Source organism: Pseudoalteromonas sp. NZS127, from assembly GCF_015864805.1.
GTDB classification, from domain to species: Bacteria; Pseudomonadota; Gammaproteobacteria; order Enterobacterales; family Alteromonadaceae; genus Pseudoalteromonas; species Pseudoalteromonas nigrifaciens.
In genome coordinates, this window is record NZ_JADYWN010000005.1 from 85465 (window position 1) to 102444 (window position 16980).

Here is a 16980-nt window from a genome sequence, read left to right on the forward strand (position 1 = left end):
ATTATTGTTGAGCTGGTAAAACACGTATAAATGTTTCGCCCGCTTTAATCATTCCTAATTCGTTACGTGCGCGCTCTTCTATGCCTTCATGGCCAAGCTTTAAATCTTCTATATCGGCGGTTAATACTTTATTGCGTTTAATCAATTTTTCGTTAGTTTGTAAATGAGATGCAACCGCACTTTTTAAACGTGTGTAGTCTTGTACGCCATTATGGCCAAACCACAATCTATACTGCACAAACAGTGCTAAACATAACAAGCCAACCTGAAAAAACCGCATTTAACACTCCTTATTTTAAATTCAAATAAACTTATTTAATTAACCAAGTTACGTTTGTAATCGTTTTACATTGCGCCAATTTATACTTCCTGCCAGTAGCATTTCGCGCAGCGATAAAACCCGTGGCAAACAACGCTTTGAAAACTGCCATTGGTGCCCGCAACACGCCGCGGTTAATGACACTTTACTCGGCGTTAATAATTGCGCGTTTGGCAGCTCAAGTCCCTGCCCCGAAAACGCAAACCAACCTAGCTCATTACAATGCACTTTATTGTCGCTTACTTGGTCTAGGCTGTCTATTCTAACGCGAATTTGCTCATCACTACGCACTAAAATAGGGATTATTAACCCGACTTTGGCATTATGTTGATAAAAAAGTTCATTTGCTTGAATGTTAATCTCTGGTGGGGTCGGTTTTTGCTTTGCAAGCCAAGAGCCATTTTGCGAATCTAGTTTAAAAGGCGAGCTTGTATTAGCAACTAATGTGGCAGCACGTTCAATGTAATAAGGTAGACTTTTTAATTGGCGACGCAGCCTATCGCTATTAGGCTCAGCGACTAAACGCTGAACCTCACGTTGATAAAATGCATTACACAATTGTGCATATAACACTTTTTTTGCATCGGCTTGCCACATTTCAACTTGTTGTGGCGCGCCAACAGGCTCATTTTTTGCTGCCAATTGCCGTACTCAAAAACACTTAGGTAAATGTTTTATAACACAGTACTGCATAATTTTTAAGCGCCGAGTGCTAAATTAAGCGCTTGGCTTTTCACCTAATTTAGCTATGCCCGACTCTAAAAACTGCACTACAGTATTGCGTTTTTTACCTATGAGTAAACTGCCGTCGGCTAAAAACATAAAGTTTTGCCAGTTGCGTTTAAACACATCAAAGGTGGTTTCAATAATATTGTCGCGTGCCATGCAAAAATAAACAGTGGTATTAGCTTGCCAATCTAAGTGCGCTAAAATAGCTTCGGGAAGTTGTTCATCGCCGTTTTCCCATGCGCTTTCCCAGTTTACTTCTTGGCTATAACTTTCATCTTGACCACACCAATCTGTTTTATCAAAAAAATCAGGGTGATCAAACTCACGGCTCACCATAGTTGTCCACAGTACAGCTGCGCGCTCAAGGCTCATAGGTTTAATGTTTGCAGCATCGTCGGCTGAAACAGGCATGTCTTTATGGCGAAAAACCCATGCTTTTTTGTAATCATCTAGCGTAATATAGTTCATAGTATTGGCAAATTAGTTAGCATTAAAAGTGCAGAAACAAATTATACAAGAGATCAAAACATGACTACAGCAATAAAACCAATTTCCCTCAAATCAGGCATATACCAACACTACAAAGGGGCACAGTACAAAGTGCTTTATGTAGCCACTCACAGCGAAACCAGTGAGCAACTGGTAATTTACCAAGCGCTATACGGTGAGTTTGGTATATGGGCACGCCCTTTAGAAATGTTTAGCGAAACAGTTGAAAAAGATGGCAAAACTATTCCTCGGTTTAGCTACCTTGGTGAAGCCGGTTAACTATGGCATGATAGGATTATAAAAACTCATCTGACCTGTGACGAAAAGAAGGTAATAAAGTGCAATTTAATTCAACCGACAATTACATCGCCAGCTCTGCGCTTAAGCAAGCTGTAAACGCGGCTATTATGCTCGAAAAACCACTTTTAATTAAAGGTGAGCCGGGTACAGGTAAAACCATGCTAGCTGAAGAGCTGGCAAAAAGCTTAGATACCGAACTTATTCAGTGGCACATTAAATCGACCACCAAAGCGCAGCAAGGTTTGTATGAATACGATGCGGTTTCGCGCCTGCGCGACAGCCAGCTGGGCGACGAGCGCGTACACAATATTAGTAACTACATAGTCAAAGGCAAACTGTGGCAAGCATTTACTTACGCCGACCAACACGGTAAACGCCCTGTATTATTAATAGATGAAATAGACAAAGCCGATATTGAGTTTCCAAACGATCTACTGTTAGAGCTCGATAAAATGGAATTTCATGTTTACGAAACCAGCGAGCGAGTAGTAGCAAAAGAGCGCCCTATTGTGATCATCACCTCTAATAACGAAAAAGAGCTGCCCGACGCATTTTTACGCCGCTGCTTTTTTCATTACATTGATTTTCCATCTGCCGATGAAATGCAGCAAATTATTGACGTGCACTACCCTAATGTTAAGCAAGATTTAGTACGCCAAGCACTCGAAGTGTTTTTTAACCTACGCGAAGCAAACGGCCTTAAAAAGAAGCCATCTACCAGCGAATTACTCGACTGGTTAAAGCTACTTATGGCAGAAGATATAGACGCAAAAACACTCCACGACAAAGCTAAAAAAGGCGGTTTAATGCCAATGTTTGGCGCATTACTTAAAAATGAGCAAGACATAAGCCTAATCGAAAAACTCGCGTTTATGAGCCGTCGTTAACATGTTAGTACAGTTTTTTTTCACGCTGCGTAAATACCGTTTACCGGTAAGCCTGCGCGAGTTGCTTGATTTAATTAACGCCTTAAAAAAGGGTGTTATATTTGCCGACGTAGACGCCTTTTACCATTTAGCACGCACCATAATGGTAAAAGACGAAACCCACTTTGACCGCTTCGACAAAGCCTTTAGCGACTACTTTAGTGGTATTGCTGATTTAGACTTACTCGAGAGCTTAAAGCAACAGCACAACTTACCAGAAGATTGGCTGCGTAAAGAGTTTGAAAAAAACCTTAGCGATGAAGAAAAAGCGCAACTAAAAGCCATGGGCGGCCTCGACGAGCTAATGAAAACCCTAAAAGAGCGTTTAGAAGAGCAACAAAAACGCCACGCAGGCGGTAATAAATGGGTTGGCACCGGCGGCACCTCACCTTTTGGTGCTTATGGCTATAACCCCGAAGGTGTGCGCATAGGCCAAGACGGCAACCGTAACCGCCAAGCAGTAAAAGTGTGGGATAAACGCGAATATCGCAATTTAGACTCCGACCGTGAAATTGGCTCGCGTACTATTAAACTTGCCCTTAAAAAACTGCGTAAATTTGCCCGCACTGGCGCCAGCGACACGCTAGATTTAAACGAGACCATTCGCGCTACCGCAAAACAAGGCGGCATGCTTGACGTAAAAATGGCACCAGAGCGCCACAATGCAGTAAAAGTACTCATGCTGTTTGATATTGGCGGCTCAATGGATGACTACATTCATACCTGCGAAGAATTATTTAGCGCCGCCCATGGCGAATTTAAACACTTAGAGTTTTACTACTTTCATAACTGCCTATACGAAAATGTTTGGCAAGACAACGAACGCCGTCACTCAAACGTAATAGACACCATGACGCTAATTAATAAGTTTACCAGCGACTACAAAGTAATATTTGTAGGCGATGCCACTATGGGCCCGTACGAAATAGCCTACCCCGGCGGCTCGGTAGAGCACTACAACGAAGAGCCCGGCAGTGTATGGTTACAACGTGTCACAAATCACTTTGATAAAGTGGCTTGGCTCAACCCACAACCCGTTGAACACTGGCCGTACTATCAATCAATAGGTTTTATTAAAGAGCTGATGAACAACCGCATGTATGCGCTGAGTTTAGATGGAATAAGTAGAGCGATAAAAGAGCTGAGTTGATATTGCTATTAATGTCAGCTCAGTACAAGTAAATGTCACTCAAAAAGTAGTAAAGGCAGACGCGACTCCATTCTCTATTACTTTTGTGAGTGTTTAATGACATGTAACTGACTACAAGTAGATTATGGACCTAAGAAGTATGGATAAATCAGATAATGAAAACATAGCACACACGGTCAAACTTTATTTGTTTGAAGCGAAAGATCATCCAATAAATGATGAGTGTAGAAAGTATAAAATTCAGTTACTAGCATACTCATCGCTGGCATACTTTTTGTTACTATTCCTCAAAGGTCGAGAAATTACTTCTTTTTTAGGAATAAAGATTGATCCAGGAGTATCTTCTCTTACATTAGCTGGGGCACTATGTTTTATAATTGCTTACTATATGTTTGTTTACTGGTTAACATTACAAGAATCAATCAACAGTTGGTGCATCAAAAGTGGTAAGTCATCAAGTCCTATTAAAAAACAAAATATTAGTGATACCTTTGATTTTATCCCTTCATCTTCTTTAGCAGTAAATAATTCGAAGGCTATTGCTGCACGTGAAGAGAGTAATGATGCTTTTTACAAAATAGATCGCTTAATACCAGAAGATTGGCGTGAAGAAAGTCTCAAAGCAGAGTTGGCAACACTTGAAAAGTTTACAAAGAACAATAACTTTAAAAATACCATTCCATCTAGCTATGAAAATCTAAGTGATACATATGAGCACTACTTCAATTCGCTAACTACAATTGCAATAAACTTTCAAGAGATGCATAAGCGCTTAAAGCTAGGAGGGAAAATAAATCAAAGTAATTTAGACGACGTTGAATATAAATTACAACAATTAAAAGAATTTTACGGAGATAACCAGCCTGAATTAGTTGTTGTACTCCCTATGGCAAGGCAAGTTCATCAAAAAATGAAATCGTTAGCTGATTATTACAGCGGAATCACGACAACATTCCAACAAGTTGAAAATGAAAGGTGTCAGATAATAAACAATATTTTGAAATCCAATGACTACTTGTCAGAGCAAATTTATACAAAATTAGATAGCTTATCTTTAAAAAGAAACTTTTTTAACGAAACATTGCCATATAAACTAATCCCTTTTGGTTACTCGAATTTGGTAATACTTTTAACAGTATATTTTTTTGTTTGCCCAGCAGCTAAGTGAAGGAAACCCTCACTCGTATTTTTAGCTTGTTTAAGTGTAGCGAGAAAATAGGTATCAAACACTACATTGAGATCAAAAAATCACATTAAGGTCAGGTCTTTTTTTTGACTTTTAAGATAAATAAGCGGGTTTACCTAAATGCCTCATTCATTTTGATAAGGCTTATAAAACTCTACAACTCAGCTATATGATTCAATGTCTCAGGATGACGCTGCACAAGCTTTAATAAAGTAATTGCTTGCCCATTAGGCGCGCTACGTCCTTGCTCCCAGTTTTCGAGTGTTCTCGCTGATGTATGTAAAATGTTTGCAAATACACCACGCGACATATTAAATTTTTCTCGAATATTTACTATTTCATCAGGTGAAATAGCAAGATCGTTAAACTCATTTACTGTATGGGTACGCAATGTAAGTTTGCCTTGTGAGTGTGCTTTAGCATCAACAAGGGCTGTAGTTAATTCTGAAAATAAATCACGTTTGCTCATTTTTCCATACCTCTAAAAACGCTTTTAATTGCTTTTTATGATCTGCTGTTAAATCTGTCACTTCGTTTTTACTGTAGATAGTTAGTAAGTAAAAACGTGTTTTATCGTCCAAATAATAATATATAACTCTTGAGCCGCCGCGTTTACCTTTCCCCTTGCTCGCAACTCGTATTTTACGTAAGCCACCTGTACCTTGAATCACATCGCCCTGTTTTGGGTTAACCATTAGATCTGCTTGAAATAAACGATATTCGTCATCATTCAAGTACTGTGCTCGGTACTTTTCAAATACAATTGATTCAACAAATAAGCTTTTCATACGCCAAAGTATACGCAATTAGCGTACAAATGCAATGTACGCTAATTTATTGCTTTATTGAATTTTTTTACTTACATCATCATCCACACAACAAATGCCACAGAAAAACCGACTAAGTACAGTAGCCCTACCCAGCTTAAACTTTTAAGTAGTACGCCGTGTTTAATGCTGGGCTCAGAGCGCACTAGGCTAAAGTTTAGCCAAGCAAATATAGGAGTGGTTACAAATGACAGTGTCATGGCAAAGGTAAGCATAGGACCTAAGGCTGATTCAAAAAATAAAATAACCGCCATACCAGCAAGTGCTTGCAGTATTAGCCATGTGTTTAAGCTGTGTTTTGATTGCTTAAAACCAAGTAATTTATGCGATTCGTTTAAAGTACGCGCATAACCATCTAGTACCGTTAATGTGGTGCCAAACATACATAAAAAAGCGATGGCTGATACTAGCGGCCTTGCCCACTCGCCAATGGTAAGTGCGTACATATCAATAAGCTGTTTGGCAAAAGCGACCCCACCGAGTTCTATATTACTGCTTTGCCCGTATTGCACTAATACACCTAAGCTAAAAAACACCAGCGCTAAGCCTGCGGTTAACCAGTAACCCACGTTAAAGTCGAATAAGCCTTCGCGTTTAGATATTGTTTGTTGTGTTTGTTTTTCTTTTAACCACAGTGAGCTAAGTGCGGATATTTCAATGGGGGCGGGCATCCAACCCATTAGTGCCACCATAAAGCTAAGCATGGCTAACTCATACGGCGAAGGGCCTACATAGTCAGCAGGTGCCATTGGGCCATTACTAAAGGCAATAGCAAGTGCTATTAATGTTGCTAATGTAAGTAGCCCCATAATGCCTTTTGCCACGTTATCTAGCGCTTTAAAGTGCCCTAGCAAAAGTATGGTTAAGCACACGCCAAGTAAAATCCAACACAGCAGTGTTATTTCTATTGTGATAGGTAGTGCGTAATGCAACAAGCTTGCGGTGAGTAATAATACGCCTGCGGTATTAACGATAGCGGCAACAACATTTAGGACAATGAAGCTGTAAAAATAAAATGGCCCTTTGCTTTTATAACCCTCTACTAGGCTATTTTTGGTAGCGAGTGTGTACTCCATGCCAAAGCGAAAAAATGGGTACTTTAAAACGTTTACTACTAAAATAAGCCAAAATAATTGCCAGCCAAATATGGCTCCCGCTTGGGTTGATGCCACTAAATGTGAACCACCAATTGCAGCGGTTGCCATTAGAATTCCCGGCCCCAATGCATTTAAGCGAGTTTGCCAATTTGATACTACAGAGCGCATGTGTGTACTTACTGTTTATTTATAATAATGAATAAATTACAGAGTTTTAACGCAAAATGAAAGCTGAAAAGTATTAATAAATGAGGGGGTAAAACGAAGCTAATAAATAATGGTTTTAGGCCCTAAAAGTTAGGGCCTAAACTCTAAAAACGTTAACGAAGATCCATCTCTTGGATGATTTCGTGTGCAATTTCTGGGGTTGTTATTTCTGGTTTTTCATGCAAATTAGCTTTAATTTGCCCTTTGCGATGTTTTAGTGACGTATCTAGTTTTTTTGCGGCACTACTAATTGCTGGATACAGCACTTCGTTTTCGCCCTTAACCGATATACGTGCACCTTCGTAAATAGTGCTAATTTCCGCTTGAAGCTTGTTGTGAACTTTAGAAAGAATAATGTCGAGCGCGATCAAAGATGGAAAGTGATTCGCTATTTTTGAAAACTTTTCGTTTACGTGTTCTCTAATTGAATCAGTAACGTCAACATGGTGACCTGTAAGATTAATTTTCATTTTATATCCTTTTATGTGTTACTTCATAGTTAGTATTGGGGGCAATATGAATTAACACAAGGATAAATGTAACTATTTAAGCAAATATTTGTTAGTAAAGCTGATTTAGATCACTCACTGAGCATTAAACATGCAAAAGCCCGCATTATACGGGCTCTTTAAGCGGTTAAATAACATACTAACCGCGTTGTATTTGTGCTATTAATCTGTGTATGAACAGCAATAATCAGCAAAATCGCTTACTTTTACCTTAAAGCTTACGTTTGCATCAACATTAAATGATTCGCCCGCATTAAATGTTTTCCACTCGCTTTCACCTGGCAATAAAATATCCCACTGTCCTGCTAATAATTCCATACATTCTTTTTGGTTAGTGTCGAACACAAACTCACCTGGTTGCATAAAGCCTAATGTTTTTGCTTCACCACTGCCTAATAAAACGGTTCGGCTTGACACTTTGCCATCAAAATACACATTGGCTTTTTTAATTACACTAACATTTTCGAACTTTGACATATTTAGCTCCTGCTAATAATTTAAGATTTTTATTTATAAATTTTATCGCACTACCTTGCCTGATAGCTTACTTTCTTGCAAGGAAAGCAGTATTGCTTTAAGTGAAGTTGTTTCATATTCGGGCATAAAAAAACCCGCAACATATGCGGGTTTTTCAATTGCTTACTTTATTTAATCAAAGGCGATTAAAAAAGTTCGTTTGCTTTGTTTACTATGTTCTCAACAGTAAAGCCAAAGTGCTCAAACAGCTCACCAGCAGGTGCTGACTCACCAAAGGTAGTCATACCTACTACTGCGCCATTTAGGCCAACGTACTTGTACCAGTAATCAGCAATACCTGCTTCTACTGCTACGCGGCGTGAAACAGATGCTGGCAATACACTTTCTTTGTATGCTGCGCTTTGCGTTTCAAAAGCATCAGTACACGGCATAGATACAACACGTACCTTTTTACCTTGCTTGCGTAGTTCGCTTGCAGAATCTTGTGCTAGTTGCACTTCAGAACCCGTTGCAATGAAAATAAGCTCTGGATTGCCGTCGCAGCTAAGGATGTAACCACCCTTTTTAACGTCGCTCAGTTGCTGTGCGTTACGTGCTTGTTGCTCTAAACCTTGGCGAGTAAAGATTAGTGATGTAGGACCGTCTTTACGCTCAATAGCTTGTTGCCATGCAATTGCCGACTCCACTTGGTCACATGGACGCCAGTTGTATAAGTTAGGCGTTAAACGCATGCTTGCAATTTGCTCTACTGGTTGGTGAGTTGGACCATCTTCACCTAAACCAATTGAATCGTGCGTGTATACAAAAATGCTTGGTTGCTTCATTAATGCAGCCATACGTACGGCATTTTTTGCATATTCAACAAACATTAAGAACGTAGCACCGTAAGGAATAAAGCCTTTATGCAGCGCAATACCATTCATAATTGCCGACATACCAAACTCACGTACACCGTAATAAATGTAGTTACCGCTTGCATCGTCGCGTGTTAAGCCTTTAGAGCCATCCCAAATTGTTAGGTTTGAGCCTGCTAAATCGGCTGAGCCACCCATAAATTCTGGTAATAACGGACCAAATGCATTTAATGCATTTTGCGACGCTTTACGAGACGCTGGGTTTGCTGGATTTGCTTGCAGCTCTTCAATGTATGCTTGAGATTTTTCAGCCCAATCGCCTGGCAGTTCGTTGTTAATACGACGCTTGTATTCTGACGCTAGCTCTGGGTATGCTTTTGCGTATGCTGCAAATTTTTCGTCCCAGCTTGATTCAAGCTGTTGGCCTTTTTCTTTGCCATCCCACTGTGCGTAAATATCATCAGGAATCTCGAAAGCATCGCCAGTCCAACCTAAAAATTCACGAGACGCTTTAATTTCGTCCTCACCTAGTGGTGCACCATGGCAGTCGTGGCTACCCGACTTATTAGGTGAGCCGTAACCAATAATTGTTTTACAACAAATTAGTGATGGCTTATCGGTAACACTTTTAGCTTCTGCGATTGCAGCACTTATAGCATCGCTGTCGTGGCCATCAACACCGCTAATTACATGCCAACCGTACGCTTTAAAGCGAGCTGGCGTATCATCGGTAAACCAACCTTCTACTTCGCCATCGATTGAAATGCCGTTGTCATCCCAAAATGCAACAAGTTTACCTAGGCCTAATGTGCCTGCAAGTGAACCAGCTTCATGAGAAATACCTTCCATTAAGCAGCCGTCGCCCATAAATGCATAGGTAAAGTGATCAACAATATCGTGACCTTCACGGTTAAACTGTGCAGCTAGCGCTTTTTCGGCAATTGCCATACCTACTGCGTTAGTGATCCCTTGACCTAACGGGCCCGTAGTAGTTTCGATTCCTGGTGCATAACCGTACTCTGGGTGACCAGGTGTTTTTGAATGCATTTGACGGAAGTTTTTAATTTCGTCTAACGGTAAATCATAACCCGTTAAATGTAATAAAGAATAAATAAGCATTGAACCGTGGCCGTTCGATAATATAAAGCGATCTCGGTCAGCCCACTCTGGGTTTGTTGGGTTATGTTTTAGATAATCGCGCCATAATACTTCTGCGATATCTGCCATGCCCATAGGGGCTCCAGGATGACCAGATTTGGCCTTTTGTACTGCGTCCATTGACAAGACACGAATAGCATTTGCAAGTTCTTTGCGAGATGGCATGAATTCTCCTACCTTAATATATTTTTGCGCGGGTATTTATGTATTCGATTATGCCGCCGTATAACTTGGCGACTAGTGTATAGTCCATTCTTACTTATTGTAGGGGCGGTGTGCAATTAAAAACCCATAATAATAGGTCATTATGAATATTTTTTGAGACCGAAAAGTTATTAAATATTTTATTTAGACGTCTAGGCGTAAAAACACTATGCAAGGTGTTTTGTTTTCGATAAAATACGCCCCTTAATTTTTAAGCGCTAATACCGACGTTTGTGAAGCGCAATATTTGTGAGCAGAAATACAATGGCAAAACATTTATTTACTTCTGAATCTGTTTCTGAAGGTCATCCGGATAAAATCGCCGATCAAATCTCTGATGCGGTACTTGATGCTATCCTTGAGCAAGATTCTCATGCCCGAGTTGCGTGTGAAACTTACGTAAAAACCGGTATGGTTATGGTTGGTGGTGAAATCACTACTAGCGCATGGGTTGATATCGAAGAAATTACACGTAAAACAATTCGCGACATTGGCTACACTAATTCAGATATGGGTTTTGATGCAGATTCATGTGCAATTTTAAACACTATTGGTAAACAGTCTCCTGACATTAACCAAGGTGTTGACCGTACTAGCCCAGAAGAGCAAGGCGCTGGCGATCAAGGCTTAATGTTTGGTTACGCATGTAACGAAACTGAAGTACTAATGCCTGCTCCTATTACCTACTCACACCGTTTAGTGCAGCGCCAAGCACAGGTTCGTAAAAGCGGCGAGCTTAACTGGTTACGCCCAGATGCAAAATCACAAGTTACGTTTGCATACGAAAACGGCAAGCCAGTAGGTATTGATGCTGTTGTACTTTCTACGCAGCACAGCGAAGATATTTCACAAAAAGATTTAATCGAAGCGGTGATGGAAACTATCATCAAGCCAGTACTTCCTGCTGAGCTAATTACTAGCGCGACTAAGTTTTTTATTAACCCAACAGGTCGCTTTGTAATTGGCGGACCAATGGGCGATTGTGGCTTAACCGGTCGTAAAATCATTGTAGATACCTACGGCGGCATGGCTCGTCACGGTGGCGGTGCTTTCTCTGGTAAAGATCCATCAAAAGTTGACCGTAGTGCTGCCTATGCTGCACGTTATGTTGCTAAAAACATTGTTGCTGCTGGCCTTGCTGATAAGTGTGAGCTACAAGTATCGTACGCTATTGGTATTGCAGAGCCTACGTCTATAAGCGTAGAAACCTTTGGTACCAGCAAGCTAGAAGAAAGCCGTTTAATTGAGCTTATTCGTGAGCACTTTGACTTGCGCCCTTACGGTTTAATTAAAATGCTTGATTTAGAGCGCCCTATCTACCTTCCAACGGCGGCTTACGGCCACTTTGGTCGTGAAGAGTTCCCTTGGGAGCGTACCGATAAAGCAGAAGCACTTCGCGCTGCTGCTGGCCTTTAAGCCAACATACTATTAAAAATATAAACGGCCCTTTTAAGGGTCGTTTTTATATCTAAAGCTTATTATTCAAGCCGTGAAACATAAATCACTCTCGAATTGTTTTGCACTTTCGGTATATACTCGTTTTACTATAAAAGCTTAGGGAATTAAAAATGGCCGACAACTTTCGTGTTACCTTTGTAGGACTCGCTGAGGGCGTTGACAGCAAAGCTGTTACTGCCATGCTTGCTACTAAATTAAAAACATCAAATGAAAAAGTGTCGCTTTTTTTTAATGGTAAACCGCTATTTGTGCCAAGCAATAAAGACAAAGCCCTAAAGCAAGCCAAACTACTTGCCAGCTTAGGTATTAAAAGTAAGCTGCAGGCTGTTACCAACCCTAATCAAAATACTCAACTGGCAAGTGCAACGAGTAGCCAGCGCGATGACAGAATTTTTGATGCGCTTGATTACATTACCAGTAGCTTAATTCGCCTTGAAGAAAAACTAGACGAGCTTGAACAGCGCCTACCCGAGGTTGAAGCCACAGCAATTACCGATGAACACATAGAGTGGCAAGACGATGATCTTATGCTTGATGATGAGTTGCTCACGCCACTGCAAAAACGCAGTAATGTGTTGTTATATTCACTCATAGCAACTGTGGTTACTTTGCTTATTTTATTAGCAATATATTTAACCGTCCCTAACTTATTCTCTTTTTAATTACGGGGTGAAATCCTAAAGTGAGCAATAAACGTGCAACAATAAGAGCGTCTGTCCGCGAACTGCGTAATAATTTATCAAGTAACCAACAATTAATTGCCGCCCAATCGCTAAAAGTGAATTTTATTCAATACTTAAATGGCAAAAAAAACACTAAAAAAGAGCATATTGCCATTTATTTTAGTAACGACGGCGAGTTAGATACCTCATTGTTAATTAATGAATTATGGGATAAAGGGCACACCCTTTACCTACCTGTAATCCACCCCTTTAACGGGGCTAATTTACTATTTCAGCGTTATGAAAAAAACTCACCCATGAAGGCAAACCGCTATGGTATCTTGGAACCTAAGCTCAATTGTACTCAAATATGCCCGTTACCAGAGCTTGATTACCTACTTATGCCATTAGTGGCATTTGATAACCAAGGTAATCGCTTAGGAATGGGGGGTGGGTTTTACGATCGGACATTGGCGCGGCTACACCAGCAACACTGGCAAAAGCCGCAACTTATTGGTTTAGCACATGAATGCCAAAAAGTAACAGCTTTACCCATAGAATCATGGGATGTGCCACTTAAAACAATTATCACCCCAAATAAAACCTACTGTTGGTAAAGCGTTACTTTGTATACCAGCAGAAATTTTTGACATAAATGAGCATAAAACAATGACACAAGACGAATTAAAAAAAGCAGCTGCTTGGGCAGCGTTAGAGTTTGTAAAAGAGAACACTATTGTAGGCGTAGGTACAGGCTCAACGGTTAATCACTTTATTGATGCACTAGGCTCAATAAAAGACACCATTAAAGGTGCGGTTTCTAGTTCAGAAGCCTCAACAGCTCGTTTAAAAGCGCTAGGCATTGAAGTATTTGAACTTAATGACGTTGATGTTTTAGATGTATACGTTGACGGCGCTGATGAAATTAACGCCCATAACGAAATGATTAAAGGCGGCGGTGCAGCCCTTACTCGTGAAAAAATAGTAGCAGCGGTAGCTAAACAATTTGTGTGCATTGTAGATGACACCAAATTAGTAGCAACCTTGGGTGGTTTTCCACTGCCGGTTGAAGTTATACCCATGGCACGCAGTTACGTAGCACGCGAATTATTAAAACTTGGTGGTGATCCTGTGTATCGCCAAGGTGTAGTTACCGATAACGGTAACGTTATTTTAGATGTACATAATTTAAAAATTACCCAAGCTAAACAACTTGAAACACAAATTAATCAAATTGTTGGCGTAGTTACCAACGGCCTATTCGCAGAGCGTGGCGCTGATAAAGTGATTATCGGCACTAAAAATGGGCCACAAATTAAATAGGATGAGGTTATGAGTAAGGTATCGTTGGCAAAAGACAAAATTAAAATTCTTTTGCTTGAAGGTGTTCACCAAAGCGCTGTTGAAACGCTAAAACGTAACGGTTATAGCAACATCGACTATGTTAAAACATCCTTACCTGAGGACGAGCTAAAAGAACGTATTAAAGACGTACACTTTGTGGGGCTTCGTTCTCGTACTCATATTAACCAAGCTGTGTTAGAAGCAGCTGAAAAGCTCGTTGCGGTTGGCTGTTTTTGTATTGGCACCAACCAGGTTGACTTAAATGCGGCGCGCGAACGTGGTATTGCTGTATTTAACGCACCATTTTCTAACACCCGCTCGGTTGCAGAGCTTGTACTTGGTGAAATACTGTTGCTATTACGCGGTATTCCTCAGCGTAATGCTGCTGCACATCGTGGCGGCTGGTTAAAAACCGCAAACGGCTCGTTTGAAGCTCGTGGTAAAACATTGGGTATTATTGGCTATGGCCACATTGGTACCCAGTTAGGTATTATGGCCGAAAATATTGGTATGCATGTTGAGTTTTACGATATTGAAGATAAGTTATCACTTGGCAACGCTAAGCAAGTACATAATTTAACTCAGCTATTACAACGCTCTGATATTATTACTTTGCATGTACCTGAAACCCCACAAACTAAGAACCTTATTGGTACTGCCGAACTTGCGGTTATGAAACAGGGCGCTATTTTAATTAATGCGTCTCGCGGTACTGTAGTTGATATTGATGCATTGGCAGAAGCGCTTACCGACAAAAAACTCAGCGGCGCAGCAATCGATGTATTCCCGGTTGAGCCTAAATCTAACGATGAAGAGTTTGTATCGCCACTGCGTAATTTCGACAATGTTATTTTAACGCCGCACATTGGTGGTTCAACTCAAGAAGCACAAGAAAACATTGGTATTGAAGTAGCTGGAAAACTAGCTAAATACTCAGATAACGGCTCAACTATTACTGCTGTTAACTTCCCTGAGGTTTCACTACCAGAGCTTGCTAATCGTAGTCGCTTACTGCATGTACATCACAACCGTCCTGGCGTATTAACACAAATAAACCAAGCGTTTGCGCAGCACGGTATTAACATTGCCGCGCAGTACCTACAAACGGATGAGTCAATTGGTTATGTAGTTATTGATGTAGATACCGACCACTCAGAAGTTGCCCTTAAAGAGCTAAGCGCTGTTGAAGGCACGATAAGAGCACGTATTCTGCACTAACTAATTTAAGTTTTAGAAAATTTTAAGCCGCGTTTGCTTTATAACAAACGCGGCTTTTTTATTGTCCTACTTAGCGGTAAAACTAATTAAAAGAGTAATAAATTTAATTTTGATTAACGGCCTGCTCTATTCTTTTATCTGGTACTAACCATAACAGCGCCACTGCCACATATATTACTTGTGCTAACCATGGTGCTACAAATGCTACGCCTACTGCCGATAAGTAAAGCGCCATAGACACTTTGCCTTTCCAGTCTGCACCGATTGCTTTGCGCAATACAGAGCTGCAGCCATCTGTCGCCATTATGCTGCGTTGTAAAATATTATACGCAATCGCCGCCATAAACAGCACGGCACCATAAGTCGCGGTAGGTAGTGGCTCAAAGTGATTACCTCCCATCCAACTGGTCGAAAACGGGAATAATGATAACCAAAAAAGTAAATTTAAATTTGACCACAATACCCCACCCGAAACACTGCCAGCAGCGTGTAATAAATGATGATGGTTATTCCAGTAAATCCCTACGTATACAAAACTTAAAACATAGCTAAAAAAGTTAGGGAGCATAGGCACAAGTGCTTCAATTCCCGCGCCTTCAGGTATTTTTAGCTCCAATACCATAATGGTAATAATAATTGCCAACACACCATCACTAAAAGCTTCTAATCGACCTTTTCCCATCTGTAACCCCATTCAACTTTAAGTAATTAGTTTGAGCCTTAATGGCTATTTAATATGATAAATAACAGTTTTTGTAGTAATGAATACTAACGATTAAATGAGTGCTGGTAAACTAATTGTTAATTTTGAGAGTTAACACCTAGTCTAAACGCAAAATTTACGCATAAAAAAGCGCGAGTTAAACTCACGCTTTAATTATGTGTATCGTGCTATCATTTTTAACTGATATCGCGATTGCTATAGCTACTTTTAGTCGCCTTTAACTTCTAGATTAATGTACTCTACAAGCTTTTCAGGCTGGCCTATTAGCATCATTATTTGTTGGTTAACTTCCATCATAGTTTTGCCTTCAGGTAGTTTTGCCGACACGCTAAATGAATTTAAGCCTTTAACAAAGCCGCTAATCGCTTCTGCAATTTCTTCAGTTACTGGCGCTTGCTGTAGCTGCTGCTCAACCATCATTTGCATTTGCTCAACACTCATACCTTGCTTAATAAGCTCGCTTTCTAGCAATGCTTTAAGCTCGCCTTGGTTATTAAGTTCAAAGTTAACACTGCGCGGCTCTAACTTACTCATAGCTTGCATTATTAGCGTTTGCTGCTGTAATTCTTGCTCATAAGTTAAAGGTTCGCTGCCCGCTGCTTGCTGCGCTTTACTGATCGCAAGCGATGCATCCATAAGTGCTTGTGTGTTTGCCAGACCCATATTCATATTAAAGCTAACAATGTCTTTTGCATCTAACTTAACTACCACATCGCTGTCGCCCGATTTTTCATCGTAATCAAGTGATGAATGTAAATCGTAACTGGCCGACGCTAACATAGTATTTGTATCGGCTGGTAATTTAGCCACAAAGTCTTTATTAAATTGAAAGCTTTTTACATCAAATGTAGTGTGTGGTGAAATTTTATCGGTTTCGTAGCCTGTCACTTCAATGCTTTGAATACTGGCAACATTATCGCCTTCAGAACTAATGACTTCCATATTGCTAATTTCTACACTATTGGAAATAACACTAGCCGATAAGTCTGCATACTTAAATGTAGCGCCGGTTTGCTCGCTCACTAGTGCTAGTTGCTTATCTATTTCTGCACGTACTTCTTTAGTGGCTACGTGATTTGCATAACTTACGCCACCAACACCGGCAGCTACAATTGCTGCAGCTATAACTAACTTTTTCATGT

Annotated in this window: 20 protein-coding genes; 9 read left to right on the forward strand and 11 right to left on the reverse strand. The window is 40.3% G+C overall.

Annotated elements, in window-relative coordinates:
* Nucleotide 1: 1 nt before the first annotated feature.
* From ftsB to I6E78_RS06890, 3 genes are all read right to left on the reverse strand, one after another.
* Nucleotides 2-280: a cell division protein FtsB gene (gene ftsB, locus I6E78_RS06880; RefSeq protein WP_011327380.1), complete on the reverse strand. Its 279-nt coding sequence runs from the start codon at nt 278-280 to the stop codon at nt 2-4.
* 48 nt (nt 281-328) lie between these two features.
* Nucleotides 329-961 carry a hypothetical protein gene (locus I6E78_RS06885; protein ID WP_041454349.1) on the reverse strand — a complete coding sequence of 211 codons (633 nt, stop codon included), beginning with the start codon at nt 959-961 and terminating at the stop codon, nt 329-331.
* A gap of 75 nt (nt 962-1036) precedes the next feature.
* On the reverse strand, nt 1037-1516 hold the full coding sequence (locus tag I6E78_RS06890) for a DUF2947 domain-containing protein (protein ID WP_058372700.1): 480 nt from the start codon (nt 1514-1516) through the stop codon (nt 1037-1039).
* A gap of 60 nt (nt 1517-1576) precedes the next feature.
* On the opposite strand from I6E78_RS06890, the gene I6E78_RS06895 reads away from it, so the two are divergent.
* The 4 genes from I6E78_RS06895 to I6E78_RS06910 all read left to right on the forward strand — a co-directional run bounded on the left by I6E78_RS06895 (nt 1577) and on the right by I6E78_RS06910 (nt 5081).
* Nucleotides 1577-1816, forward strand: coding sequence for a DUF1653 domain-containing protein (locus tag I6E78_RS06895; protein WP_011327377.1), 240 nt, complete (start codon nt 1577-1579; stop codon nt 1814-1816).
* 59 nt (nt 1817-1875) lie between these two features.
* Nucleotides 1876-2724: an AAA family ATPase gene (locus I6E78_RS06900; RefSeq protein WP_058372698.1), complete on the forward strand. Its 849-nt coding sequence runs from the start codon at nt 1876-1878 to the stop codon at nt 2722-2724.
* A gap of 1 nt (nt 2725) precedes the next feature.
* Nucleotides 2726-3913: a vWA domain-containing protein gene (locus I6E78_RS06905; RefSeq protein ID WP_089367830.1), complete on the forward strand. Its 1188-nt coding sequence runs from the start codon at nt 2726-2728 to the stop codon at nt 3911-3913.
* A 139-nt stretch (nt 3914-4052) separates the two neighbouring features.
* On the forward strand, nt 4053-5081 hold the full coding sequence (locus tag I6E78_RS06910; protein ID WP_197182194.1) for a hypothetical protein: 1029 nt from the start codon (nt 4053-4055) through the stop codon (nt 5079-5081).
* A gap of 172 nt (nt 5082-5253) precedes the next feature.
* On the opposite strand, the gene I6E78_RS06915 is transcribed toward I6E78_RS06910, so the two are convergent.
* From I6E78_RS06915 to tkt, 6 genes are all read right to left on the reverse strand, one after another.
* Nucleotides 5254-5568, reverse strand: a complete 315-nt coding sequence (locus tag I6E78_RS06915; protein ID WP_089367828.1) for a helix-turn-helix domain-containing protein — start codon at nt 5566-5568, stop codon at nt 5254-5256.
* Complete coding sequence (locus I6E78_RS06920) at nt 5555-5887, reverse strand: type II toxin-antitoxin system RelE/ParE family toxin (protein WP_089367827.1); 333 nt, start codon at nt 5885-5887, stop codon at nt 5555-5557. Before I6E78_RS06920 ends, I6E78_RS06915 begins: the two co-directional genes overlap by 14 nt.
* A gap of 71 nt (nt 5888-5958) precedes the next feature.
* Nucleotides 5959-7131, reverse strand: a complete 1173-nt coding sequence (locus tag I6E78_RS06925) for an NRAMP family divalent metal transporter (RefSeq protein WP_011327371.1) — start codon at nt 7129-7131, stop codon at nt 5959-5961.
* A gap of 212 nt (nt 7132-7343) precedes the next feature.
* Nucleotides 7344-7700 carry a ribosome hibernation-promoting factor, HPF/YfiA family gene (hpf, locus tag I6E78_RS06930; protein ID WP_011327370.1) on the reverse strand — a complete coding sequence of 119 codons (357 nt, stop codon included), beginning with the start codon at nt 7698-7700 and terminating at the stop codon, nt 7344-7346.
* Between the two features lie 201 nt (nt 7701-7901).
* Nucleotides 7902-8216: a pyrimidine/purine nucleoside phosphorylase gene (gene ppnP / locus I6E78_RS06935; RefSeq protein ID WP_011327369.1), complete on the reverse strand. Its 315-nt coding sequence runs from the start codon at nt 8214-8216 to the stop codon at nt 7902-7904.
* Nucleotides 8217-8401: 185 nt separating this feature from the next.
* On the reverse strand, nt 8402-10393 hold the full coding sequence (tkt, locus tag I6E78_RS06940) for a transketolase (RefSeq protein ID WP_197182195.1): 1992 nt from the start codon (nt 10391-10393) through the stop codon (nt 8402-8404).
* A gap of 303 nt (nt 10394-10696) precedes the next feature.
* On the opposite strand from tkt, the gene metK reads away from it, so the two are divergent.
* From metK to serA, 5 genes are all read left to right on the forward strand, one after another.
* Nucleotides 10697-11848, forward strand: a complete 1152-nt coding sequence (gene metK, locus I6E78_RS06945; RefSeq protein ID WP_011327367.1) for a methionine adenosyltransferase — start codon at nt 10697-10699, stop codon at nt 11846-11848.
* Nucleotides 11849-12000: 152 nt separating this feature from the next.
* Nucleotides 12001-12552 (forward strand): hypothetical protein, encoded by a 552-nt coding sequence (locus I6E78_RS06950; RefSeq protein ID WP_011327366.1) that lies wholly within the window; start codon nt 12001-12003, stop codon nt 12550-12552.
* A gap of 20 nt (nt 12553-12572) precedes the next feature.
* Nucleotides 12573-13169 carry a 5-formyltetrahydrofolate cyclo-ligase gene (locus I6E78_RS06955; RefSeq protein WP_089367824.1) on the forward strand — a complete coding sequence of 199 codons (597 nt, stop codon included), beginning with the start codon at nt 12573-12575 and terminating at the stop codon, nt 13167-13169.
* A 52-nt stretch (nt 13170-13221) separates the two neighbouring features.
* Complete coding sequence (rpiA, locus tag I6E78_RS06960) at nt 13222-13875, forward strand: ribose-5-phosphate isomerase RpiA (protein ID WP_089368934.1); 654 nt, start codon at nt 13222-13224, stop codon at nt 13873-13875.
* 9 nt (nt 13876-13884) lie between these two features.
* Nucleotides 13885-15114, forward strand: a complete 1230-nt coding sequence (gene serA, locus I6E78_RS06965; protein ID WP_011327363.1) for a phosphoglycerate dehydrogenase — start codon at nt 13885-13887, stop codon at nt 15112-15114.
* 103 nt (nt 15115-15217) lie between these two features.
* Here the strand turns inward: serA and I6E78_RS06970 are convergent, their stop codons facing one another.
* The gene (locus I6E78_RS06970) at nt 15218-15796 is read right to left on the reverse strand and encodes a TMEM175 family protein (RefSeq protein WP_011327362.1); all 579 of its coding nucleotides are present in this window, start codon (nt 15794-15796) and stop codon (nt 15218-15220) included.
* A gap of 249 nt (nt 15797-16045) precedes the next feature.
* Nucleotides 16046-16978, reverse strand: coding sequence for a hypothetical protein (locus I6E78_RS06975; RefSeq protein WP_089367823.1), 933 nt, complete (start codon nt 16976-16978; stop codon nt 16046-16048).
* Nucleotides 16979-16980: the final 2 nt, after the last annotated feature.